The sequence below is a fragment of the Pseudoxanthomonas taiwanensis genome (genome assembly GCF_010093135.1).
GTDB lineage: Bacteria > Pseudomonadota > Gammaproteobacteria > Xanthomonadales > Xanthomonadaceae > Pseudoxanthomonas > Pseudoxanthomonas taiwanensis.
On sequence record NZ_PDWK01000052.1, the window covers coordinates 1 to 22537 of the forward strand.

Annotated in this window: 23 protein-coding genes and 1 pseudogene; all 24 read left to right on the forward strand. The window is 72.5% G+C overall.

Translation table 11 applies throughout. From position 1 onward, the window contains the following. A pseudogene (locus tag CR938_RS10300) lies at positions 1 to 220 on the forward strand (hypothetical protein); the annotation flags it as partial. Further along, positions 217 to 555 (forward strand): flagellar motor switch protein FliN, encoded by a 339-nt coding sequence (fliN, locus tag CR938_RS10305; RefSeq protein ID WP_162124931.1) that lies wholly within the window; start codon positions 217 to 219, stop codon positions 553 to 555. The pseudogene CR938_RS10300 and the gene fliN, both read left to right, overlap by 4 nt. Continuing rightward, positions 552 to 956 carry a flagellar biosynthetic protein FliO gene (gene fliO, locus CR938_RS10310; RefSeq protein ID WP_425502438.1) on the forward strand — a complete coding sequence of 135 codons (405 nt, stop codon included), beginning with the start codon at positions 552 to 554 and terminating at the stop codon, positions 954 to 956. Before fliN ends, fliO begins: the two co-directional genes overlap by 4 nt. A gap of 2 nt (positions 957 to 958) precedes the next feature. Next, positions 959 to 1762, forward strand: a complete 804-nt coding sequence (gene fliP, locus CR938_RS10315; RefSeq protein WP_162124932.1) for a flagellar type III secretion system pore protein FliP — start codon at positions 959 to 961, stop codon at positions 1760 to 1762. Between the two features lies 1 nt (position 1763). After that, complete coding sequence (locus CR938_RS10320; RefSeq protein WP_162124933.1) at positions 1764 to 2033, forward strand: flagellar biosynthetic protein FliQ; 270 nt, start codon at positions 1764 to 1766, stop codon at positions 2031 to 2033. A gap of 7 nt (positions 2034 to 2040) precedes the next feature. Then, positions 2041 to 2835 (forward strand): flagellar biosynthetic protein FliR, encoded by a 795-nt coding sequence (fliR, locus tag CR938_RS10325; protein ID WP_162124934.1) that lies wholly within the window; start codon positions 2041 to 2043, stop codon positions 2833 to 2835. A 122-nt stretch (positions 2836 to 2957) separates the two neighbouring features. Continuing rightward, complete coding sequence (locus CR938_RS10330; protein WP_162124935.1) at positions 2958 to 3848, forward strand: hypothetical protein; 891 nt, start codon at positions 2958 to 2960, stop codon at positions 3846 to 3848. Continuing rightward, the gene (locus CR938_RS10335; RefSeq protein WP_162124936.1) at positions 3779 to 5185 is read left to right on the forward strand and encodes an EAL domain-containing protein; all 1407 of its coding nucleotides are present in this window, start codon (positions 3779 to 3781) and stop codon (positions 5183 to 5185) included. Before CR938_RS10330 ends, CR938_RS10335 begins: the two co-directional genes overlap by 70 nt. Positions 5186 to 5244: 59 nt before the next feature. Continuing rightward, positions 5245 to 6384 (forward strand): flagellar biosynthesis protein FlhB, encoded by a 1140-nt coding sequence (flhB, locus tag CR938_RS10340; RefSeq protein ID WP_162124937.1) that lies wholly within the window; start codon positions 5245 to 5247, stop codon positions 6382 to 6384. Positions 6385 to 6467: 83 nt separating this feature from the next. Next, entirely contained in the window at positions 6468 to 8465 is a 1998-nt protein-coding gene (gene flhA, locus CR938_RS10345) for a flagellar biosynthesis protein FlhA (RefSeq protein WP_246191040.1), read from the forward strand. A 145-nt stretch (positions 8466 to 8610) separates the two neighbouring features. After that, positions 8611 to 9993 carry a flagellar biosynthesis GTPase FlhF gene (gene flhF / locus CR938_RS10350; RefSeq protein WP_162124938.1) on the forward strand — a complete coding sequence of 461 codons (1383 nt, stop codon included), beginning with the start codon at positions 8611 to 8613 and terminating at the stop codon, positions 9991 to 9993. After that, positions 9980 to 10849: a P-loop NTPase gene (locus CR938_RS10355; RefSeq protein WP_211365218.1), complete on the forward strand. Its 870-nt coding sequence runs from the start codon at positions 9980 to 9982 to the stop codon at positions 10847 to 10849. The genes flhF and CR938_RS10355 overlap by 14 nt, the downstream gene beginning before the upstream one ends. After that, complete coding sequence (locus tag CR938_RS10360) at positions 10846 to 11595, forward strand: RNA polymerase sigma factor FliA (RefSeq protein ID WP_162124940.1); 750 nt, start codon at positions 10846 to 10848, stop codon at positions 11593 to 11595. The genes CR938_RS10355 and CR938_RS10360 overlap by 4 nt, the downstream gene beginning before the upstream one ends. 30 nt (positions 11596 to 11625) lie before the next feature. Further along, positions 11626 to 12018, forward strand: coding sequence for a chemotaxis response regulator CheY (gene cheY, locus CR938_RS10365; protein ID WP_162124941.1), 393 nt, complete (start codon positions 11626 to 11628; stop codon positions 12016 to 12018). Continuing rightward, positions 12015 to 12626: a protein phosphatase CheZ gene (locus CR938_RS10370; RefSeq protein WP_162124942.1), complete on the forward strand. Its 612-nt coding sequence runs from the start codon at positions 12015 to 12017 to the stop codon at positions 12624 to 12626. Before cheY ends, CR938_RS10370 begins: the two co-directional genes overlap by 4 nt. A 3-nt stretch (positions 12627 to 12629) precedes the next feature. Next, entirely contained in the window at positions 12630 to 14489 is a 1860-nt protein-coding gene (locus tag CR938_RS10375; RefSeq protein WP_162124943.1) for a chemotaxis protein CheA, read from the forward strand. A 112-nt stretch (positions 14490 to 14601) separates the two neighbouring features. Continuing rightward, a complete protein-coding gene (locus tag CR938_RS10380) occupies positions 14602 to 15342 on the forward strand; it encodes a flagellar motor protein (protein ID WP_019397891.1) in 741 nt (246 codons plus the stop codon). Positions 15343 to 15355: 13 nt separating this feature from the next. Beyond that, complete coding sequence (gene motD / locus CR938_RS10385) at positions 15356 to 16303, forward strand: flagellar motor protein MotD (protein ID WP_162124944.1); 948 nt, start codon at positions 15356 to 15358, stop codon at positions 16301 to 16303. A gap of 19 nt (positions 16304 to 16322) precedes the next feature. Next, positions 16323 to 17108: a ParA family protein gene (locus CR938_RS10390; RefSeq protein WP_162124945.1), complete on the forward strand. Its 786-nt coding sequence runs from the start codon at positions 16323 to 16325 to the stop codon at positions 17106 to 17108. Continuing rightward, positions 17105 to 17848 (forward strand): chemotaxis protein CheW, encoded by a 744-nt coding sequence (locus CR938_RS10395; RefSeq protein ID WP_162124946.1) that lies wholly within the window; start codon positions 17105 to 17107, stop codon positions 17846 to 17848. Before CR938_RS10390 ends, CR938_RS10395 begins: the two co-directional genes overlap by 4 nt. Before the next feature lie 52 nt (positions 17849 to 17900). After that, the gene (locus CR938_RS10400; RefSeq protein ID WP_162124947.1) at positions 17901 to 18209 is read left to right on the forward strand and encodes an STAS domain-containing protein; all 309 of its coding nucleotides are present in this window, start codon (positions 17901 to 17903) and stop codon (positions 18207 to 18209) included. Then, positions 18206 to 18571: a response regulator gene (locus CR938_RS10405; RefSeq protein WP_162124948.1), complete on the forward strand. Its 366-nt coding sequence runs from the start codon at positions 18206 to 18208 to the stop codon at positions 18569 to 18571. Before CR938_RS10400 ends, CR938_RS10405 begins: the two co-directional genes overlap by 4 nt. A 30-nt stretch (positions 18572 to 18601) precedes the next feature. Next, positions 18602 to 20554, forward strand: a complete 1953-nt coding sequence (locus tag CR938_RS10410) for a chemotaxis protein CheA (RefSeq protein ID WP_162124949.1) — start codon at positions 18602 to 18604, stop codon at positions 20552 to 20554. Between the two features lie 560 nt (positions 20555 to 21114). Further along, on the forward strand, positions 21115 to 22537 hold a 1423-nt coding region (locus CR938_RS10415; protein WP_343038583.1), incomplete at its 3' end, for a PAS domain-containing protein.

Below are 22537 nucleotides of genomic sequence, written 5' to 3' on the forward strand. Positions count from 1 at the left end.
GGTGAGCCTGGGCACGCGCGACCTGGCCACGCCGGAGGCCAAGCGCGGCCTGGTGCTGTCGTTCCTGCTGCCGCTGATCATGACCCTGTTCGCCTTCATCGGCGGCTCGCACCTGGCCATGGACGCCCCCGCCGGCGCGCGCGAGCGGCCGTCGGCTGGGGCCCCGCCGGGCACCCCCGCCCCGCGCGTCACCCACCCTTCCGAGGAAACGCCCGCATGAACACCACCGACAATCCCGAGGCCAGCCCGGCGCAGTTCGACGCGCTGCAGGACGAGACCGCCACCGACGCCCGCGACCTGAACCTGGACGTGATCCTGGACGTGCCGGTGACCCTGTCGCTGGAGGTGGGACGCACGCGCATGCCGATCCGCAACCTGCTGCAGCTCAACCAGGGCTCGGTGATCGAGCTGGAGCGCGGCGCCGGCGAGCCGCTGGACGTATTCGTCAACGGCACCCTGATCGCCCACGGCGAGGTGGTGGTGATCAACGACCGTTTCGGCGTGCGCCTGACCGACGTGGTCAGCCCCAGCGAGCGCATCCGGAGGCTGCGGTGATCCCGTTGCTGGCCACCGCCGCCACCGCGGTACGGCCGGCGGCGCAGGCCGCCGTGCAGCCGGGCGCGCACGGCCCCGGGCTGCTGGGCGCGTTCATGGCCATGCTGCTGGTGCTGGGCCTGATCCTGGGCCTGGCCTGGCTGCTGCGCCGCCTGCCGGGCGCCGGGTTCCGCCCGGGCGACGGCCTGCGCGTGGTGGCCACCCTGCCGCTGGGCACCAAGGAACGTGCCGTGGTGGTCCAGGTCGGCTCGCGCCAGCTGCTGCTGGGCGTGTCCGCCGGCGGCGTGACCCTGCTGCACGAACTGCCCGAACCGCTGCCGGCGCCCGGGCCGGTGCGTCTGCCGCAGAACCTGCCCGACTTCGCCCAGCTGCTGGCCAGGCGGCTGCGCAAGGATCCATAACGATGCCACCTTCCCTGCCCGTGTATGCGCGGCGCCTTGCCGCGCCGCTGCTCCTGCTGGCGCTGGCCTGCCTGCCGCTGCTGGCCCAGGCCGCGCCCGCCGCGCCGGTGCCCCCGGTGCCGCCGCAGCTGCCGACCCTGCCCGACGTGACCGTGGGCCGCATCGGCGACGCCCCGGTCAGCGTGCCGCTGCAGACGCTGCTGCTGATGACCTCCATCACCCTGCTGCCTTCGCTGCTGCTGGTGATGACCGCCTTCACCCGGATCATGATCGTGCTGGCGCTGCTGCGCCAGGCGCTGGGCACCGGCCAGACGCCGTCCAACCAGGTCCTGATCGGCCTGGGCCTGTTCCTCACCGCGCTGGTGATGCTGCCGGTCTGGCAGAAGGCCTGGGACGCGGGCCTGGCGCCGTACCTCAACGGCGAGATGGACTTCCGCACCGCCTGGCAACTGGGCACCGAGCCGCTGCGCGCGTTCATGCTGGCGCAGGTGCGCGAGACCGACCTGATGACCTTCGCCGGCCTGGCCGGGCACGACACCTACAGCGGCCCGGACGCGGTGCCGTTCCCGGTGCTGGTGGCCTCGTTCGTCACCTCCGAGCTGAAGACCGCATTCGAGATCGGCTTCCTGATCTACATCCCGTTCGTGATCATCGACCTGGTGGTGGCCAGCGTGCTGATGTCCATGGGCATGATGATGCTCTCGCCGATGCTCATCTCCGCGCCGTTCAAGATCCTGCTGTTCATCCTGGTGGACGGCTGGGTGCTGACCGTGGGCACCCTGGCGGCCAGCTTCAACGGAGTCTGACATGACCCCGGAACTGGCCCTCACCGAACTGCGCCGCGGCCTGGAGGTGATGCTCTGGGTCGGCGGCCCGCTGCTGCTGTGCGTGCTGGTGGTCGGCGTGGTGGTCGGCGTGGTCCAGGCGGCCACCCAGATCAATGAGCCGACCATCGCCTTCATCGCCAAGGCCGTGACCCTGACCGCCGCGCTGTTCGCCATCGGCAGCTTCCTCCTGGCCTACCTGGTCGACTACACGGTCGCGCTGTTTCACCGCATCCCGCACCTGATCGGCTGAGCACGGCATGGACGCGGCCACGCGGATGGTCATCGACGGCCAGGCGGCCTTCGGCATGATCGTGACGGTCATGTGGACCATGCTGCGTACCGGGGCCATGCTCATGGCCATGCCGGTGGTCGGCACCCGGGCGCTGCCGGCGCGGGTGCGGGTGCTGCTGGCCGGCACCCTGGCCCTGGCGATCGCGCCGATGCTGCCGCCGGTGCCGGAGTTCGCGGGGCTGGACGCGGCCACCGTGATGGGCGTGGCCCGCGAGCTGGCGCTGGGCGTGGCCATGGGCTTCGTCCTGCGCCTGATGTTCGAGGCCGGCGCCCTGGCCGGCGAGCTGGTGTCGCAGGGCATGGGCTTGTCCTTCGCTCAGATGAGCGACCCGCTGCGCGGCACCAGCTCCGGCGTGGTCGCGCAGTGGTTCTATCTGGCCTTCGGGCTGCTGTTCTTCGCCTCCGACGGCCACCTGGCGATGGTCACCCTGCTGGTGCGCAGCTACCAGGCCCTGCCGCTGGCGGCACCCTGGCCGGACGCACAGGCGATGCTGGCGGTGGTGCCGGACCTGTTCACCCAGGTGCTGCGCGGTGGTCTGACCCTGGCCCTGCCGGTGATGGTGGCCCTGCTGGCCTGCAACCTGGCCTTCGGCGTGCTGGCGCGGGCGGCGCCGGCGCTCAACCCGATCCAGCTGGGCCTGCCGGTGGCGGTGCTGATGGGCCTGTTCCTGCTGGCGGTGCTGGCCGGCGAGCTGGCCGCGCCACTGCGCGCCCTGCTGGACACCGCCTACGGCGCCGCCGCGCGGGTCACCGCCCCCTGAGGCCGGCAGCCCCGGCCCGGGCACTCCGCGGTCCGCGGCGGCGGGCCGGGTGCGGCATCGACCATCGGCAGGGTTTTCATCGGCCTTCCGCTCACGCATAGTCACGTGCGCCGGTATGGCCGGTGCAAAGGGGGCAATGCAAGGGGCACCGGTCCGGCCGCTGCAAGCGCGAGGCGATCCTGGTCGCGATCGCCTGCTTCCTGCTGCCGTTCCTGCCGATCCCCTACTGGCCGGAGTTCCGGCCCTACGCCGGCCCGTCGTCGCTGGTCAACCTGCACTGGGGCCTGCTGCTGGCGCTGCCGATGCTGATGCCGGACCGGCGCTACTTCCACGTGGGCTTCCTGGCCCTGCTGCTGTCCTGGTGCGCGCAGCTGGTGCTGCTCTACCCGGGCGAGGTGGTGCAGCGGTTCCTGGGCACGCTGCCGCTGTACCTGTCCATGTACGGCTGGACCCTGCTGTGCGCACGCCTGGCCGGCTGGCCGCGGCAGCGGCTGCTGTTCCGCCAGGAGGACATCGTCCCCTTCGGCGCGGTGGCCTTCGCCCTGTACCCGGCCGGCTGGGCGGTGGCGCACCTGGCCTTCGCCGGGCTGTTCTCCGGCCTGGAGGGCGAGGCGCTGTTCGAACAGGCCATCCGGGTGGGCTTCTCGCGCTTCTACGGCGTGCTCTGCGTCACGCTCCCGCTGGTGCTGTGGGTCACCGGCCGCCGCGAGCCGGCGCCGATGCAGGTGCCGCTGCGCGCTTGGGAGGTCGTACTGGTGGCCGCCTACAGCCTGCTGCTGGGCGTGATGCTGTGGGCCGTGCCCTCGCCGTCCGGGCACCTGCTCGGCGGCCTGCTGGACCAGCGCCTGATGTTCGCCGGCCTGGTGATGTGGGCGGTGCTGCGCCTGCCCTGGCGCTGGTCGGCGCCGCTGATCGCCTGCGTCACCACCCTGCTGGTGTCCTGGTGGGCGCCGGCACCCGTTCCGGGCTGCGCACCGACGCGCTGCAGCTGCTGCAGATCGGCCTGGAGATGAGCATGGCCCAGCAACTGATGGTGCTGACCCTGGTGATCAGCCGCGACAACCGCCGGACGATGGCGCGGCTGGCCGAGGAAGGCCGCCGCGACGGCCTGAGCGGCGTGCCCAACCTCAACGCCCTGCGCCACGACCTGGCCCGGCGCGACAGCCCGCCGGCGGAGATCGCCTGCCTGGGCGTGGAGCATCTGGACAGCCTGATGGCCGGCCTCGGCCTGCCGGCGCAGGAGGCGCTGACCGCGGCCCTGTACCGGCACCTGGGGCCGGACGTGCAGGCCTACACCCTGGGCATGGGCCGGTTCGTGCTGGTTCCGGACACCGACCAGGTGTCGTGGAAGGCGCTGCTGGCGCGGGTGGAGCAGTTCGAGTTCCGCTACGACAACGTGTGCGTGCGCATCGAGCCGCACCTGGGCGTGGCCATGCTGCGCGACGCCAGCCCGCAGGCGCTGGAGCTGGCCCTGCACGCGGCCTACGGCACCATGCAGTGCGCGCGCGACCGCGGCGAGACCGCGCCGGTGTTCGCGCAGGGGCAGTCCGACCCGGTGGCGCTGCGCGCCCTGCTGGAAACCCATTCGCTGGCGCTGTCGCTGCTGCGACGCCGCCGCATCGAGCTGCACGTGCAGCCGATACGCCGGCTGGGCGAGGCCGTCCCGGCCATGGGCGAGATCCTGTGCCGTCTGCGCGACGACGACGGCCGCCTGCTGCTGCCGCACGAGTACATGGCCGAGCTGGAGGCCAGCCGCGGCGTGGTGGAGCTGGACCGGGCGGTGATCGAGCACCTGCTGAAGTGGATGCGGGCCCATCCCGGGCCGCTGCCGTACCGGCGCCTGGCGGTGAACCTGACCGGGCGCAGCCTGATCTCCGAGCAGTTCCGCAACTGGCTGCCGTACCAGCTCGACGCCCTGCCCGGCTGCGCCTCCCGGCTGTGCTTCGAGGTCACCGAGCGGGTGGTCTCCGGCGGCATGGCCCAGGCGCGGCCGCTGCTGGAGGGCCTGAGCCGGCGCGGCTGCCTGATCGCCCTGGACGACTTCGGCACCGGCATGCAGAGCTTCGAGCGCCTGCAGCAGCTGCCCATCGACCTGATCAAGACCGACGGCAGCTTCATCCGCAACATCGCCCGCAACCCGCGCGACCGCGACCTGGTCCGGGCCATGGTCGCCATCGCCCGCGCCTACCAGGCCGAGACCGTGGCCGAGTACGTCGAGGACGAGGCCATCCTCGCCGAGCTGGGTGGCCTGGGCGTGGACTGGGTCCAGGGCTACCACATCGGCCGGCCCGGGCCGCTGCCCCGGCCCGGACCGGCCGCGGCCCCCGCGGAGGAGACCCCGGCCGGCTGACGGCGGCTGGAACGGGACTTGCATGACCTGCGCTGGATCCCCGTGTGCAGGAGCCGGCCATGGCCGAGAACGAGGACGGCCAGGAACGCACCGAACAACCTACCGAAAAACGCCTGCGCCAGGCGCGCGAGCAGGGCAACCTGCCGCGCTCGCACGAGCTGGCGACCGTGGCCGTGTTTGGCGCCGGGGTGGTGACGCTGGTCACCGCCGGCCCGCTGTTCGGGCGCGGGGCGCAGGGCTGGCTGCGCAGCGCGCTGAGCCCGGAACCGGCCCTGCTGGGCGCGCCCGAGCGGCTGTTCCCGCACATGGGCCTGCTGCTGCTGAAGCTGCTGCTGGTGGTTGCCCCGCTGATGGCGACATGCCTGCTGGCGGCCTTCGGGGCGCCGATGGTGCTGGGCGGCTTCACCTCCGCGCCCAAGGCCCTGGTCCCGGACATCAACCGCCTCAACCCGCTGTCCGGGCTCAAGCGCATCTACGGCCCCACCAGCCTGGCCGAGCTGGCCAAGTCGCTGCTGCGGGTGGTGCTGGTGGGCACCGCCGCCGGCCTGGCCCTGGCCCACGGCATGGACGTGCTGCGGGTCATGCCCAACCAGGCCCTGGAGGACGCCGTCCGCACCGGCCTGCATTTTGCCGCGACCCTGCTGCTGGCCTCCGGCGCCGCACTGCTGCTGCTGGCCGCCGCCGACGTCCCGTACCAGAAGTGGAACTGGACGCGGAAGCTGAAGATGACCCGCCAGGAGCTGCGCGAGGAGCTAAAGGAGAGCGAGGGCAACCCGCAGGTCAAGGGCCGGATCCGGCAGATCCAGTTCCAGTTGTCGCAGCGGCGGATGATGGAGGCCGTGCCCACCGCGGACGTGGTGGTGGTCAACCCGACCCACTACGCCGTGGCGCTCAAGTACGACGGCGGCACCATGCGCGCCCCCACCGTGGTGGCCAAGGGCGTGGACGAGGTGGCCCTGCGCATCCGCGAGGTGGCCGCACGCCACCGCGTGGCCCTGGTGTCCGCACCGCCTCTGGCACGCGCCTTGTATCGCGAAGGCCAGCTAGGCAAGGAAATCCCCGTGAGACTGTACGCCGCTGTCGCCCAGGTGCTGTCCTACGTCTACCAGCTGCGCGCCTGGCGTGCCGGCACCCTCAGGGCCCACCCGGAGCTGGGCCGGGTCGAGGTGGACGAGTTCCCGGAGGGTGACGGCCGGTGAGCACCGTGGCTTCCCCGCCGCTGGCGCGGCGCCTGCTGGAGCTGGCCCGCAACGGCCTGGGCGCGCCCCTGGTGGTGCTGGCCATGCTGGCCATGATCGTGGTGCCGCTGGCCCCGCCGGTGCTGGACGCGCTGTTCTCCTTCAACATCGCCCTGTCGCTGGTGGTGCTGCTGGCCGTGGTCTACGTGCAGCGTCCGCTGGACTTCACGATCTTCCCGATCGTGCTGCTGACCACCACGATGCTGCGCCTGGCCCTGAACGTGGCCTCCACCCGCGTGATCCTGCTCAACGGCCAGAACGGCCACGACGCCGCGGGCAAGGTGATCGCCGCCTTCGGCGAGTTCGTGATCGGCGGCAACTACACCGTCGGTATCGTCGTCTTCGCCATCCTGACCATCATCAATTTCGTGGTCATCACCAAGGGCGCCGGGCGCATCTCCGAGGTAACCGCGCGCTTCATCCTCGACGCCATGCCCGGCAAGCAGATGGCCATCGACGCCGACCTCAACGCCGGCCTGCTGACCCGCGAGGAGGCCAAGGCCCGGCGCGAGGAAGTGCGCGAAGAGGCCGACTTCTACGGCGCGATGGACGGCGCCAGCAAGTTCATCCGCGGCGACGCCATCGCCGGCATCCTGATCCTGGCCATCAACCTGGTCGGCGGCCTGGCGGTGGGCGTGCTCCAGCACGGCATGCCGGTGGCCGACGCGGCCGCCACCTACACCCTGCTGTCCATCGGCGACGGCCTGGTGGCGCAGCTGCCGGCGCTGCTGGTGTCCACCGCCGTGGCCATGCTGGTGACCCGTGCCTCGCGCGCCCAGGACATGGGCGGTGCGGTGGTGGGCCAGGTGTTCGGCCAGCACAAGGCGCTGGCCATCGCCGCCGGCATCCTGGGCGTGGTCGGCCTGGTGCCGGGCATGCCCAACGTCGCCTTTTTGACGCTGGCGGCGATCCTCGGCTTCTGCGCGTGGAAGCTCTGGCAGCGCGACGCCCGCGCCCCGGCGGCCGCCGATCCGGCCGGCGACGGCGCGCCGACGCCGGCGGCCGCCAGCAGCGCCGAGCCGGACTGGGACGAGCTGCGCCCGGTGGACCCGCTGGGGCTGGAGGTCGGCTACCGCCTGATCCCGCTGGTGGACAAGGGCCAGGGCGGCGAACTGATGGCGCGGATCAAGGCCGTGCGCCGCAAGCTGACCCAGGAGATCGGCTTCCTGGTGCCGCCGGTGCACATCCGCGACAACCTGGAGCTGCAGGCCAACCAGTACCGCGTGCTGGTGCACGGGGTGCCGGTGGCCACCGCCGAGATCCACCCCGACCGCGAGCTGGCCCTGGACCCGGGCGGTGCGCTCGGCCAGATCGACGGCATCAAGGGCAAGGACCCGGCCTTCGGCCTGGACGCGGTGTGGATCCAGCCGCACCAGCGTGCCCAGGCCGAGGCGCTGGGCTACACCGTGGTGGACCCGGCCACCGTGGTGGCCACCCACCTGTCCCACCTGGTGCGCGAGCACGCACCGGAGCTGCTGGGCCACGAGGAGGTGCAGCAGCTGCTGGCCACCCTGGCCAAGAGCGCGCCCAAGCTGGTCGAGGACCTGACGCCCAAGACCCTGCCGCTGTCGGTGGTGGTGCGGGTGCTGCAGAACCTGCTCACCGAGCGGGTGCCGGTGCGCCAGCTGCGCAAGATCGTCGAGGCCCTGGTCGAGCACGGCGCCCACACCCAGGACCCGGCCGTGCTCACCGCCGCCGTGCGCAACGCCCTGGGCCGCTTCATCGTCCAGGAGATCGCCGGAATGTCGCCGGAGCTGCCGGTGTTCACCCTGGCCCCGCCTTTGGAACGGGTCTTGCAGGACTCCGTGCAGGGCAACGGCGCCGCGCTGGAGCCCGGCCTGGCCGAGCGCCTGCAGCAGAGCCTGGCCGACTGCGCCCAGCGCCAGGAGGCGCGTGGCGAGCCGGCGGTGGTGCTGGTGCCGGCGCCGGTGCGCGCCGCCCTCGCGCGGCTGGTCCGCCACAGCGTGCCTTCGCTGGCGGTGCTGGCCTACACCGAGGTGCCCGAGGACAAGCGGCTGAAGCTGGTCGGCACGATCAGCTGATGGCCAAGGGGAACGGAGGAAGTGAACACATGGCCGGACCGAAAGCACGAACAAGCGGCCCACGACGCCGGTGGCGTCCGCCGCCGCCCGCCCCGCTCCTTCCGCCGTCCCTTTCCCACTGCCTGACCCGATCCGGTTCCGCGCCATGAAGATCAAACGATTCGTCGCCCCCGACATGCGCACCGCGCTGCGCATGGTGCGCGCCGAGCACGGCGCGGACGCGGTCATCCTCTCCAACCGCCGCACCGAGGAAGGCGTGGAGATCGTGGCCGCCAGCAACTACGACGAGGACGCCGTGCAGCGCGCCCTGCTGGAGGCGCAGCGGGCCACCGAGCCGGCGCCGCGCCCCAACCCGTTCCTGGCCCCCGCCGGGGCCCAGGTCCAGCCACCGGCGGCACCCGCGCCGCGTCCGGACTTCGCCGCGGCCATGGCCGCCGCCCTGGCCACCCCCACCGCGCAGGCGGTCAGCGCCGGCGTGGCCCCGGCGGAGGCAGCCGCACCGGCCCCGGTCCAGGCGTCCCCCGCCCCGGTCGCCGTGGCCGAACCCGCCGTCGCACCGGCGCCTCCCGGCGCCGCCGCCCCGGCGCTGGCCCCGGTGCCGACGCCGCCGGCCCCGGCCAGCGACGAACAGCTGGAGGCCATGCGCGAGGAGCTGGCGCAGATGCGCGCCATGATCGAGCGCGAGATGCACCGCCTGACCGACGAGCGCCTGCGCGGTTCGCCGGTGCGCCTGCAGGCCATGGAACTGATGGAGGACTACGGCTTCGATGCCGGCATCACCCGCGACGTGGCCCTGCAGATCCCGCCGGACACGCCGCTGCACCGCGGCCGCGGCCTGATGCTGGGCCTGGTCTCGCAGAAGCTGCCGATCTGCCCGGTGGACCCGATGGACCAGGGCGGCGTGATCGCCCTGGTCGGTCCCACCGGTGCCGGCAAGACCACCACCATCGCCAAGCTGGCGGCGCGCTTCGTGGCCGAGCACGGTCCGCGCGACATCGCCCTGGTGACCACCGACACCGCCCGCATCGGCGGCCGCGAGCAGCTGCACGGCTACGGCCGCCAGCTGGGCATCGCCGTGCACGAGGCCGACAGCGACGCGGCCCTGATCCAGCTGCTGCAGCGCCTGCAGGACTACCGGGTGGTGCTGGTGGACACCGCCGGCCTGGGCCAGCGCGACCGCGCCCTGGCCAGCCAGCTCAACTGGCTGCGTGCCGCCCGCCAGGTCAGCACCCTGCTGGTCCTGCCGGCCAATTCCCACTACGCCGACCTGGACGAGGTGGTGCGCCGCTTCAGTGCCGCCAGGCCCCAGGGCGTGGTCCTGACCAAGGTGGACGAGACCGGCCGGCTGGGCAGCGCCCTGTCGGTGGTCGTGGACCACCAGCTGCCGCTGACCTGGATCACCGACGGCCAGCGGGTCCCCGAGGACCTGCACCGGGCCAACGCGGCCAGCCTGGTCCTGCGCCTTGAAGATCTGCGCCGCGCTGCCGATAAGCCGAACGTCCCGGAGCATGACCATGCCGTCGCATGAGGTCCGATTCCCGCCCATGTCCGCCGCCAACAAGCCCCTGACCCCCGTCCGCAGCATTGCCGTCACCGGCGGCAAGGGCGGCGTGGGCAAGACCAACCTGTCGGTGAACCTGGCCGCCTCGCTGGCGGCGCTGGGCAAGCGCACCCTGCTGCTGGACGCCGATCTGGGCCTGGCCAACGTGGACGTGCTGCTGGGCCTGTCCCCGCAGTACACCCTGGCCGACCTGGTGGCCGGCCGCTGCGAGCTGGAGGACGTGATCATGGAGGGCCCGGGCGGCATGCTGGTGGTGCCCGCCGCCTCCGGTCGCCAGCACATGGCCGAGCTGCAGCCGGCCCAGCACGTGGGTCTGGTCAACGTGTTCAACGACCTGCAGCGCGAGCTGGACATCCTGGTGGTGGACACCGCCGCCGGCATCACCGACAGCGTGCTGACCTTCTGCCAGGCCGCCCAGGACGCGGTGGTGGTGGTCTGCGACGAGCCGGCCTCGATCACCGACGCCTACGCTCTGATCAAGGTCCTGTCCCGCGAGCGCGGCGTGGACCGGGTACAGGTGGTGGCCAACATGGTGCGCAGCCCGGCCGAGGGCCGCGGCCTGTACGACAAGCTCTCACGGGTGTGCGAGCGCTTCCTCGGCGACGTCTCGCTCAATTACCTGGGTGCGGTGCCACACTGCGAATGGCTGCGCATGGCGGTGCAGCGCCAGCAGGCCGTCGCCCCCGCCTATCCCGCCAGTCCGTCGGCGCGGGCCATCGCCGAGATCGCCCGGCGCGCGGCGCGCTGGCAGCCGCCGGCGGCCCCACGCGGCAACATCGAGTTCTTCGTGGACCGGATGATCCGGCAGGGGGCGGTCGCATGAGCCTGGCAGCCGCCGCCGAATACCGCGCCGTCCAGCGCAGCTGCGCCAGCGATGCCGTGGCGCGCCACGCCGACCTGGTCCGGCGCATCGCCCACCACCTGGCCGCGCGCCTGCCGGCCAGCGTGGAGGTCGACGACCTGATCCAGGCTGGCATGATCGGCCTGATCGAGGCCAGCCGCAGCTACGACCCCGACCAGGGCGCCTCGTTCGAGACCTACGCCTCGATCCGCATCCGGGGCGCCATGATCGACGAGATCCGCCGCGGCGACTGGGTGCCGCGCTCGGTGCACCGGCGCGCGCGCGATGCCGCCGCCGCGGTGCGCGAGATCGAGCAGGCCACCGGCCGCGCCGCCACCCCGCAGGAGGTGGCTGCACGCCTGGACATGTCGCTGCCGGAGTACCTGCGCCTGCTGGAGGACGCCTCGCGCGGTCAGGTGCTGAGCCTGGATTCGCACGTGGAGGACCACGGCGAGGTGCAGGTGCACAGCGGCGCCCCCACCCCGCAGCAGGCGCTGGAGCGCGCCGACTTCGGCCGCGAGCTGGCCGCCGCCATCGGCCAGCTGCCGGAGCGCGAGCAGCTGGTGCTGTCGCTGTACTACGAGCAGGAACTGAACCTGAAGGAGATCGGCGCGGTGCTCGGGGTCAGCGAGTCCCGCGTGTGCCAGATCCACGGCCAGGCGGTACTGCGGCTGCGCGCCCGCCTGTCCCAGTACGAACTGAGCGATGCCGGTCTGGAAGAGGACTGAGCGCGCAGGCTTTTGCAAACGGAGCACGTAGTGAACAAGAACATGCGCATCCTGATCGTGGACGACTTCTCGACGATGCGGCGCATCGTCAAGAACCTGCTCAACGATCTGGGGTACACCAACACCGCCGAGGCCGACGACGGCCACACCGCCCTGGCGGCGCTGCGCAGCCAGCCGTTCGACTTCGTCATCACCGACTGGAACATGCCGGGGATGACCGGCATCGAGCTGCTGCGTGCCATCCGTTCGGACGACAAGCTCAAGGCCCTGCCGGTGCTGATGGTCACCGCCGAGGCCAAGCGCGAGCAGATCATCGAGGCGGCCCAGTGCGGCGTGAACGGCTACATCATCAAGCCGTTCACCGCGCAGACCCTGGAAGAGAAGCTCAACAAGATCTTCGAGAGGCTGGCGGCCACCGCATGAGCACCACCTCGCCGGAACGCCGGGCCCTGATCCGGCGCCTGCACGAAGCACTCAACGCCCTGGAGCGCGGCGACGAGAGCGCCCTGCGCGCCGAGGTCGACGCCCTGGCCGCCGCCCGCACCCGCCCGCTGGTGCAGGGCCTGGGCCGGCTCGCCCGCGAGCTAAGCCAGGCCCTCGGCGAACTGCCGCAGGTGCCCGGCGCCAGCGGCGCCGAGCTGGACGACGCCTGCGCGCGCCTGGACCACGTGATCTCGGTCACCGAACAGGCCACCCACCGTACCCTGGACCTGGCCGACGAATGCCGCGCCCTGGTCGAGGGCCTGCGCGCCGAGGGCGTGTCGGTGGGCCAGGACCAGGTGCTGGACCGGATCCGCGCCAACCTGACCGAGATCGCGCTGACCCAGAGCTATCAGGACATCACTGGCCAGATCATCAAGCGCGTGGCCGGGATCGTGCGACGCATGCACGAGGGCTTCGGCGAACTGGGCCTGGCACAGGAAGGCAGGCCTGCCGAACCGGCCCTGGCCGGCCCGGCCGTGGCCGGCCTGGACCGCCACGCCGTCAGCCAGGACGATGCCGACACGCTGCTTGCCGGACTGGGGCTGTAGGCCATGAGCGGGGTGACGCCGGAAATCGCGGCCGACTTCATCATCGAGGCCCAGGAGATCCTGGACCGCCTCGGCGAGCAGCTGGTCACGCTGGAGCACGACCCGGAGGACCACGAGCAGCTCAACGCGGTGTTCCGCGGCTTCCATACCCTCAAGGGCGGCGCCGGCTTCCTCGGCGTGCAGCCGATGGTCGAGCTGTGCCACGCCGCCGAGGAGGCACTGGGCGCCGCCCGTTCCGGCCAGGCCCGGCTGGAGGCGCAGCACTTCGACGCCGCGCAGCGCTCGCTGGACTGGCTGCAGGCCATGGTGGACGCGCTCTCCGCGGGCACCGACCCCGAACCCGCGCCGCCGGCGCTGATCGCCCAGTTCAAGTTCCAGGCCGCGCCGCCTCCACCACCCGCCCCGCCGGCCGCCGCGTCGGACCCCATCAGCGAGGACGAGTTCGAGGCACTGCTGGACCAGCTGCACGGCAAGGGGGGTGCCCCGGGCCTGGCCACGCCGGCGCCGGCCGCGGCACCGGCCTCCGACACCATCACCGATGACGAATTCGAGGCGCTGCTGGACCAGCTGCACGGCAAGGGCGGCGCTCCCGGCGTCAAGCCGACGGCACCCGCCGCCGCCGCGCCGAAGCCCGCGACGCAAGCCCCCGCGCCCGCACCGCGTGCGCCGGCCCGCCCGCCCGCGCCACCGAAGCCGGCGGCCGCGGCCGAGGCCGAGCACACCGTGCGCGTGGACACCCGCCGCCTGGACGCCATCGTCAACCTGACCGGCGAACTGGTGCTGGCGCGCAACCGCCTCAAGACCCTGCGCGCACGCCTGCGCGACGAGGAACTGGACCGCGCCGTGGCCGGCCTGGACGTGGCCACCTCGCGCCTGCAGTCGGCGGTGATGCGCACGCGCATGCAGCCGGTGGGCAAGGTGTTCTCGCGCTTCCCCAAGGTCGCCCGCGACGTGGCCCGCTCCCTCAACAAGGAAGTGGACCTGGAAATGGTCGGTGCGGAGACCGAGCTGGACCGCAACCTGGTCGAGGCCCTGGCCGATCCGCTGGTGCACCTGGTGCGCAACGGCATCGACCACGGCATCGAGCCGCCGGAGATCCGCGAGGCCGCCGGCAAGCCGCGCGTAGGCAAGCTGCGCCTGGCCGCGCAGCAGGAAGGCGACTACGTGGCCATCGAGGTCTACGACGACGGCGCCGGCATCGACCCGGAGCGCCTGCGCGCCAAGGCGCGCGAGAAGGGCCTGCTGGACCCGGACGCCGCCGCCCGCCTGGGCCCGGAGGAATGCCTCAACCTGATCTTCCTGCCGGGCTTCTCGACCAAGGCCCAGGTCACCGACATCTCCGGCCGCGGCGTGGGCATGGACGTGGTGCAGTCGCGCATCCGCGAGCTCGGCGGGCAGATCCAGATCCAGTCCGAGCTGGGCCGTGGCACCCGCTTCCTGATCCGCGTGCCGCTGACCCTGGCCATCCTGCCGACCCTGCTGGTGCAGGCCGGCGAGGCGGTGTACGCGCTGCCGCTGGCGCGCGTGCAGGAGGTGCTGCACGCCGCGGCCTCCTCGCTGGGCTGGTTCGACGGCCGCCCGGTGCTGGACCGGCAGAGCCACACCCTGCCGCTGGTGGACCTGCGCCACTGGCTGGGCATCCCGGCCCGCGAGGCACCGCTGCTGACGGTGGTGGTGCTGCAGATGGGCGACGCGCGCTTCGGCCTGATCGTGGACCAGGTGCGCGGCCGCGAGGAAGTGGTGATCAAGCCGCTGCCGCGCGCCCTGCGCGGCCTGCCCGGCTACGCCGGCGCCACCCTGATCGGCGACGGCCGCCTGGCGCTGATCCTGGACGTCGACGGCCTGCGCGCCAGCAGTCCGTGAGCGCGCGGCGCACGCCGTGCGCGTGCGCCGTTCCGCGCAGCCGCGCGCCGGCGGCGATGCCGGCGGGCGTTCCCGCTCAAGTCCCAGTCCACGTGCGCCGATAACCCGACATATGGACATCCTCAGCCTCATCGGTCTGCTCCTTGCCCTGGTCGCGCTGATCGGCGGCGCCATCCTCAAGGGCGCCGGCCTCGGTTCGCTGTGGTCGGCCGCCGCGTTCGTGATCGTGATCCTCGGCACCTTCGCCGCGATCTTCGTGCACACCCCGCCGCCGGTGTTCAAGCGCGCCCTGGGCATCGTCGGCTGGGTGCTGCGCCCGCCGGCCGCCGACCGCGCCGCGCTGATGGCGCAGATCCTGGAATGGAGCAACATCGCCCGCCGCCAGGGCCTGTTGGGCCTGGAGCAGCAGGTCGGCGAGCAGGAGGACCCGTTCCTGAAGAAGGGCCTGCAGATGCTGGTCGACGGCGTGGAGCCGGAGCAGATCCGGCACATGCTGGAGATCGACCTGGAGAGCCAGGAGAACCAGGAGCTGGCCGCTGCCAAGGTGTTCGAGGGCATGGGCATCTACGCCCCGACCCTGGGCATCGTCGGCGCCGTGTTCGGGCTGATCGCGGTGATGAAGAACCTGGCCGATCCGTCCAAGCTCGGCCACGGCATCGCCGCCGCGTTCACCGCGACCATCTACGGCATCGCCTCGGCCAACCTGTTCTTCCTGCCGATCGCCTCCAAGCTCAAGGCGGTCATCGGCCGCCGCACCGGCGAGCGGGAGATGATCATCGAGGGCCTGATCGCGATCGCGCAGGGCGAGAACCCGCGCAACATCGAATCCAGGCTCGCCGGCTTCCTGCACTGACCCGGAGCCGTCGATGGCGCGCAGGAAGAAGCACGAGGAGCACGGCAACCACGAGGCCTGGGCGATCCCCTACGCCGACCTGATGACGCTGCTGCTGGCGTTCTTCGTGGTGATGTACGCCATCTCCTCGATCAACGAGGGCAAGTACCGCGTGCTGGCCGACGCGCTCACCGCTGCCTTCGGCGGCGCGCCGCGCACCATCAACCCGGTGCAGATCGGCAACCACCAGCTGCAGGGCTCGGACTACGACCGCCCCTCGCCGATCCGCTCCGGTGCCAAGCAGGGCCCGTCGGCACCGGCGCCCTCGCCCAACCCCACCCTGCTGCCGGCGCTGGCCTCGCACGCCCGCACCGGCACGCCGCTGGACGTGGCCAGCCGCGCCGCGGTGCAGCGCGCCCAGCGCCAGCTCGGCAACGTCGCCGCGCGCCTGGAGGATGCCCTGGCGCCGCTGGTCAAGGCCAGGCTGATCACGGTCAAGCGCGCCGAGCTGTGGCTGGAGGTCGAGATCAACAGCGACATCCTGTTCGACACCGGCTCGGCGGAACTGGACGCCTCCGCGCGCGAGGTGCTGGCGAAGATGGCCGAGGTGCTGGAGGGCACGCCCAACCCGGTGCGGGTGGAGGGCTACACCGACAACCGCCCGATCAACACCGTGCAGTTCCCGTCCAACTGGGAGCTGTCGGCGGCGCGCGCGGCCAGCGTGGTGCACCTGCTCGTCGCCCGTGGCGTGGCGCCCGAGCGGCTGGCCATGGTCGGCTACGGCGAGTACCGCCCGCGCGCGGACAACAGCACCGAGGAGGGCCGCAACCTCAATCGCCGGGTGGTGCTGATCATCCTCGCTGCGCCCGATGAAGAGGAGGCCGCGGACGGGGACACAGTCAAGGCCGTGACATCGGCGCCGATAAAGGAAGCGGACGTGCCCGAAGGCGGCAGCAACGGGCCGACCACCGCCAACCCGTAAAGTCAGGAGGATCGGATCGATGCGCGTGTGGGCGATCGCCAACCAGAAGGGCGGCGTAGGCAAGACCACCACCACCCTGGCCCTGGGCCGCGGACTGGCCCAGCGCGGCCAGCGGGTGCTGCTGGTCGACCTGGACCCGCATGCCTCGCTGACCCGCGCCTTCGGCGTGCCCTCCGATCCGCCGCCGGAGGGCGTGCTGGAGCTGTTCGCCACCCCGCCGCAGCCGCTGTCGGCGCTGGTCCGCCACAGCCCGGTGGAGAACCTCGGCTTCGTCTGCGCGCAGACCGCCCTGGCCACGCTGGAGCGGCGCAGCGCCAACCAGCCGGGCCTGGGCCTGGCCCTGTCGCAGGCGCTGGCCCGCCACGCCGGCCAGCACGACTACGTGCTGCTGGACTGCCCGCCGACCCTGGGCCTGCTGATGATCAACGCCCTGGCCGCGGCCGACCGTGTGGTGATCCCGACCCAGGCCGAACCGCTGGCCCTGCACGGCCTGGCCGGCATGCGCCGCACCGTCGAGATGGTCGAGCGCTCGCGCCGGCGGCCGCTGCCGGTGTCGGTGCTTCCGACCCTGTACGACCGCCGCACCCGGGCCGGCCAGGGGGCGCTCAAGCGCATGCAGGAGGCCCACGGCGCCCTGGGGGGGGAGGACGCGGTGCCGGTGGACACCCGCCTGTGCAACACCGACACGCTGGTGCAGCCGGTGGCCGAGGACGCGGGCTATCCGGGCCGTGCCCTGTCCGCCTACCGGCGGGCCCTGGAGTGGATCCTGGCCAGCGATGGCGAGGTCCTGGAGCGCGCGGCATGAGCGCTGCCGAAGTCCTCGACGAATACCTGGACGGACTGCTGGTGGGCGCCCCGATGAACACCCCGGCCGCGCCCGCCGCATCGCCGGCGGCGCCCGCGCCGGTCGCCACCACCCCGACGGCGACGGCGTCCCCGGCCCCGGCTCCGGCGCCGGCTGCCGCGCCTGCGCCCGCCACTCCGGCTCCGCGTGTCGCGGCGCCGGCACCGCGGGCCGTGCCGGCGCCGCGCAGCGCGCCGATCCTGGCCGGTGCGGCGCCCGCCTCCGCCGAGCCGTCCACGCCGGCGCCGGCGGTGGAACGCACTTCGCGCTGGCTGCGCCTGCGCTGCGGCCACCAGGCCTACGGCCTGGAGCTGCTGAAAGTGCAGGAGGTGGTGCTGCCCAGTCCGCTGCTGGCACTGCGCGGCACCCCGCCGGCCATGCTGGGAGTGATGAACCTGCGTGGCCAGGTGGTGCCGGTGCTGGACCTGGGGGTGCACCTGGGCCAGGCGTCGCAGCCGACCACGCCGGCCACCCGCTTCGTGGTGCTCGAGGACAAGGGCGACATCCTCGGCCTGCGCGTCAGCGCCGTCGAGGACGTGGTGACCCTGGCCGAGCCGCAGATCGAGGCCCCCGACCGCTGCCGCATGGGCCGGCTGCACAACGACCTGTTCCGCGGCATCGCCCGCCTCTCCGCCGAGCCGATCATCCTGCTGGACGCCACCTGCCTGCTGCAGACCGGCGGCCCGGGTGCCGGGGCCTAAAGCCTGGCCGATCGCGGCCGCTATCCAGTCGGACCCCAATCCCGGAGACGCGGTGAACACCGTGTCCCTTGGCGAGGCCCTCGGCATCGAGGCAAGCGCCGAACTCAAGGAGCGCCTGGCGGCGCACCTCACCGACCCGGCCGTCGTCCTGGACGGCGGTGCGGTCCGGCGTGTCCACACCGCCGCGATGCAGGTGCTGTGCGCCTTCTTCCGCAGCCGCGGCGCGCAGGGCCTGCGCACCGAGCTGCGCGGATGCAGCGACGCGCTGCGCGACGCCGCGCGCCTGCTGGGCCTGTCCGGGCAGCTGGGCCTTCCCACCCAAGACGAAGTGAAGAAGCAAACCGTGGAGAACGCCGCATGAGCGCACGCATTCTGGTAGTGGACGATTCGGCCTCGATGCGCCAGATGGTTTCTTTCGCCCTGACCTCGGCCGGGTTCGCCGTCGAGGAGGCCGAGGACGGCCAGGTGGCCCTCGACCGCGCCCAGAAGCAGCGCTTCAACGCGGTGGTGACCGACGTGAACATGCCCAACATGGACGGCATCTCGCTGATCCGTGCGCTGCGGGCCCTGCCGGACTACAAGTTCACCCCGCTGCTGATGCTGACCACCGAGTCGGCCGCCGACAAGAAGGCCGAAGGCAAGGCCGCCGGCGCCACCGGCTGGCTGGTCAAGCCGTTCAACCCCGAGCAGCTGGTCGCCACCGTCCAGAAAGTCCTGGGCTGATACCGCCCGCCGTAGCGAGCCGTCCCCGCCATGAACATGGACCTGCAACGCTTCCACGCCACCTACTTCGAGGAAAGCCGGGAAGGCCTGGACGCGATGGAGGCCGGACTGCTGGCCATGGATGGCGGCAGCACCGACCCGGAGGTCATCAACTCGGTGTTCCGCGCCGCCCACTCGATCAAGGGGGGCGCGGCGACGTTCGGCTTCGAGAAGATGGCCTCGCTGACCCACGTGCTGGAGACGCTGCTGGACGAGATCCGCGGCGGCAAGCGCGCCATCACCTCCGGTGCGGTGGACGCCATGCTCGCCTCGGTCGACGTGCTGCGCACCCTCCTGGCCGAGGCCGAGCACGGCAAGCCGTCCGACCAGGCGGCGGTGGAGGCGGCGATGGCCCGCCTGCAGCAGGAGCTGGGCTCGGCCCCCGCCGTCGCGCAGGCCAAGGCCGCCGGGCCGGAGCCGGAGGGCTGGAAGATCGCCTTCGCCCCGGCCCCGTCGCTGTTCATGACCGGTAACGACCCGCTGCGCATCCTGCGCGAGCTGGAGCAGCTGGGCGACCTGGACGTGACCGCCAAGCTGGACCGGATGCCGGACTTCCCCCAGCTGGATCCGCTGGAAGCCTGCATCGCCTGGGACCTGGGTCTGCGCGGCAAGGTCCCGCGCAGCGCCATCGACGACGTGTTCGCCTGGGTGGTGGACGACTGCGAACTGGACATCCAGCCGCAGCTGCCGGCCGCCGCGCCCGCCACCGGTGCCGGCGCCACGTCCGCCCAGGGCAGGCAGGCCGCGGCGGCGGTGGCCGCCGCGCACGTGGGCGAGGCCGAGACCTCGATCCGCGTGAGCGTGGACAAGGTGGACGCCCTGATCAACCTGGTCGGCGAGCTGGTCATCACCCAGGCCATGCTCAAGCAGTGCACCAGCGGCATGGACCCGACCCAGGCCGAGCGCCTGTTCGCCGGCCTGGACCTGCTGGAGCGCAACACCCGCGACCTGCAGGAGGCCGTGATCGGCGTGCGCATGCTGCCGGTGGATGCCGTGTTCCGCCGCTTCCCGCGCCTGGTGCGCGACCTGTCCACCCGCCTGGGCAAGCAGGTGCGCCTGCAGACGATCGGCGAAGGCACGGAGCTGGACAAGGGCCTGATCGAGAAGATCACCGACCCGCTGGTCCACCTGGTGCGCAACGCCATCGACCACGGCCTGGAGCTGCCCGAGGTGCGCCGCCAGGCCGGCAAGGACGAGACCGGCACCATCACCCTGGCCGCCTCCCACCAGGGTGGGCACATCGTGATCGAGGTCGCCGACGACGGCCGCGGCCTGGACCGGGCCAAGATCCTGGCCAAGGCTGCCGAGCGCGGCCTGCAGGTGCCGGAGAACCCGACCGACGCGCAGGTCTGGGACCTGATCTTCGCCCCCGGCTTCTCCACCGCCGACCAGGTCACCGACCTGTCCGGGCGCGGCGTGGGCATGGACGTGGTGCGCAGGAACATCCAGGGCCTGGGCGGCGAGGTGCAGATCGAAAGCGCGCCCGGCAAGGGCACCCGCGTGGTGATCCGCCTGCCGCTGACCCTGGCCATCCTCGACGGCATGGTCGTGTCCACCGGCGGCGAGATCCTGATCCTGCCGTTGAGCCACGTGCTCGAGGCGCTGCAGCCGGAAGCGGAGGACATCCGCACCGTCGCCGGCGAGGGCCGCGTGCTGCGCGTGCGCGGCGAGTACCTGCCGCTGATCTCGCTGGCGGACACCTACGGCTACCACGGCGGCGGCAGGGAGTCGCTGGTGGTGGTGGTCGAGGGCGACGGCCAGAAGCTGGCGCTGGAGGTCGAGGAGCTGGTGGGCCAGCAGCAGGTCGTGGTCAAGAACCTGGAAAAGAACTACCGGCGCGTGCCGGGCATCTCCGGCGCCACCATCCTGGGCGATGGCCGCGTCGCGCTGATCGTCGACGTCGGCGGCCTGGCGCGCATGCGCCAGGTGCAGAAGGCCGCCTGATACCGCACAAGTCTCCCTTGCCTGCATGGCACGGCCGCGTTCCACGGCGCGGCCTTCTTTTTTGGCGGCGCCCCGTCCCGGCGCACCCGCTGCGGCTGCCCGCCCTGCCCGGCTCCCTTCATTCCCTTGAACCGTTAACCGGCCGTCAGAGGCACACCTCAAGGCAATCGCCACCGGCGCCGATGTCGTGGATAGGGCGCACCCCGTCGGGGTGCTCCCGATCCAGGGGAATCGGGGAAGAGGTTTGATCAGGGAAGAACACGGGACTGGAGTCCCCCTGCACGTCCCCGGTATCCCCGGGGGGGCCGGCGGAGCCGCGCACCATGGCGGCCCCGGGATGTTCCCGGCGGGTGAAGCTGGGGGACACGGAAGTCCGCCGGTCCCACCTTCCGGCCGCATCCGGCCACCACGACCTGCGCCGCGTGTCGGTTCCGCGGCGCAACCAGCCGCGACGCCATCGCCCCGCGTCCACGCCCGGGGTTTCCGCCATTGCCCGCCAGCCGCGTCCGCCCTCCCGGGTGGCCGCGTCCGACTGCTCATGCCGATGAAGGAGATCATCCATGACCGATAGCGCATCCATCCTGACCGTCCGTCACGCGTCCCCGGCCTGCCTGGAGGAGGTGGCGGCCGCGGCCGACCGGCTGTTCCTGGGCGTGGCAACCGTGCTGGCGGGCCTCTCGCTGTTTGCCGCGGTGGCCGGTGGCCACTGGGGCGCGTTCCTGGGGGCGGCCCTGCCGGCCCTGCTCCTCGTCGCCGTACTGGCGCGGCTGCGTCCGGGAACCCGGCCGGGCCGGACGGTGGTGGCGCTGGCGCTGGTGGCGCAGGCCGTCACGCTGGTCCACCAGTCCGGAGGCATGTCCGGGCTCCACTTTGGCGCGATCGTCCTGCTGCTGGCCCTGCTGCTCCAGTACCGCGACTGGCTGCCCATCGTCGCGGCGGCGGCGGCCCTCACCGCCTGGCAGGCGGCGTGCCTGGCCGTGCAGCCGTCCGTGCTGCATCCGTCCGCCACAGCCGCCAGCGCGCTGCTGCACATGACCTTCGTCGCCACGGAGGCCGCGGTGCTGGCGTGGATGGCCGTGCGCCTGCGGCGGCAGCTGCTGCAGCTGGGCGCCACCCCGGGCATGCTGGCGATGCTGGCCCGGGAGCTGGCCGAGGAGCGCCCGGTACCGGAGGCGGTTGCCGCCCGCGAGTGGGCGCCGGGCTCGCTGGCCCAGGCCCTGGTGGAACTGGGTCGGCGCATGGCCGGTCGCCAGGCGGAGGAAAGCGCGCGCGCCCGGGCCTACGTGCGCATGCACACGGCGCTGGACTGTGTGACCACCAACGTGATGATCGCCGACGCCCAGCGCCGGATCGTCTACGCCAACCGGCCGCTGCTGCGCATGCTGGCCGAGGCGCAGGAGGACATCCGCCGCGACCTGCCGGACTTCGACGCCGCCACCGTGGTCGGCAACAGCATCGACATGTTCCACCGCGACCCGTCCCGCCAGGAGCGCATGCTGGCCGCCCTGACCGGCACCCACCGCGCCAACATCCGCATCGGCGGGCGGAGCATGCGCCTGATCATCAACCCTGTGGTCGGCGGCGACGGCGGCCGCATCGGCTACGTGGTCGAGTGGGCCGACCGCACCGGCGAGGTGCGGATCGAGGAGGAGGTCAGCCGCATCGTCGAGGCCGCGGCCGCCGGTGACCTGTCCGGCCGCATCGACACCAGCGACAAGCAGGGCTTCCTGCTGCAGCTGGCGGTGCAGCTGAACAGCCTGCTGGACGCCAACGCGATCAGTCTGGCGGAAGTGTCCCGCCTGCTGTCCGGCCTGGCCCAGGGCGACCTGACGGTGCGGATGGAGGGCGACTTCCGGGGGGTGTTCGCCCGCATGCGCGACGACGCCAACGCCACCGTCGAGCGGCTCAAGTCCATCGTCCACCGCATCCAGGAGGCCTCCGGCGCCATCAGCACCGCCTCCACCGAGATCGCCTCGGGCAACG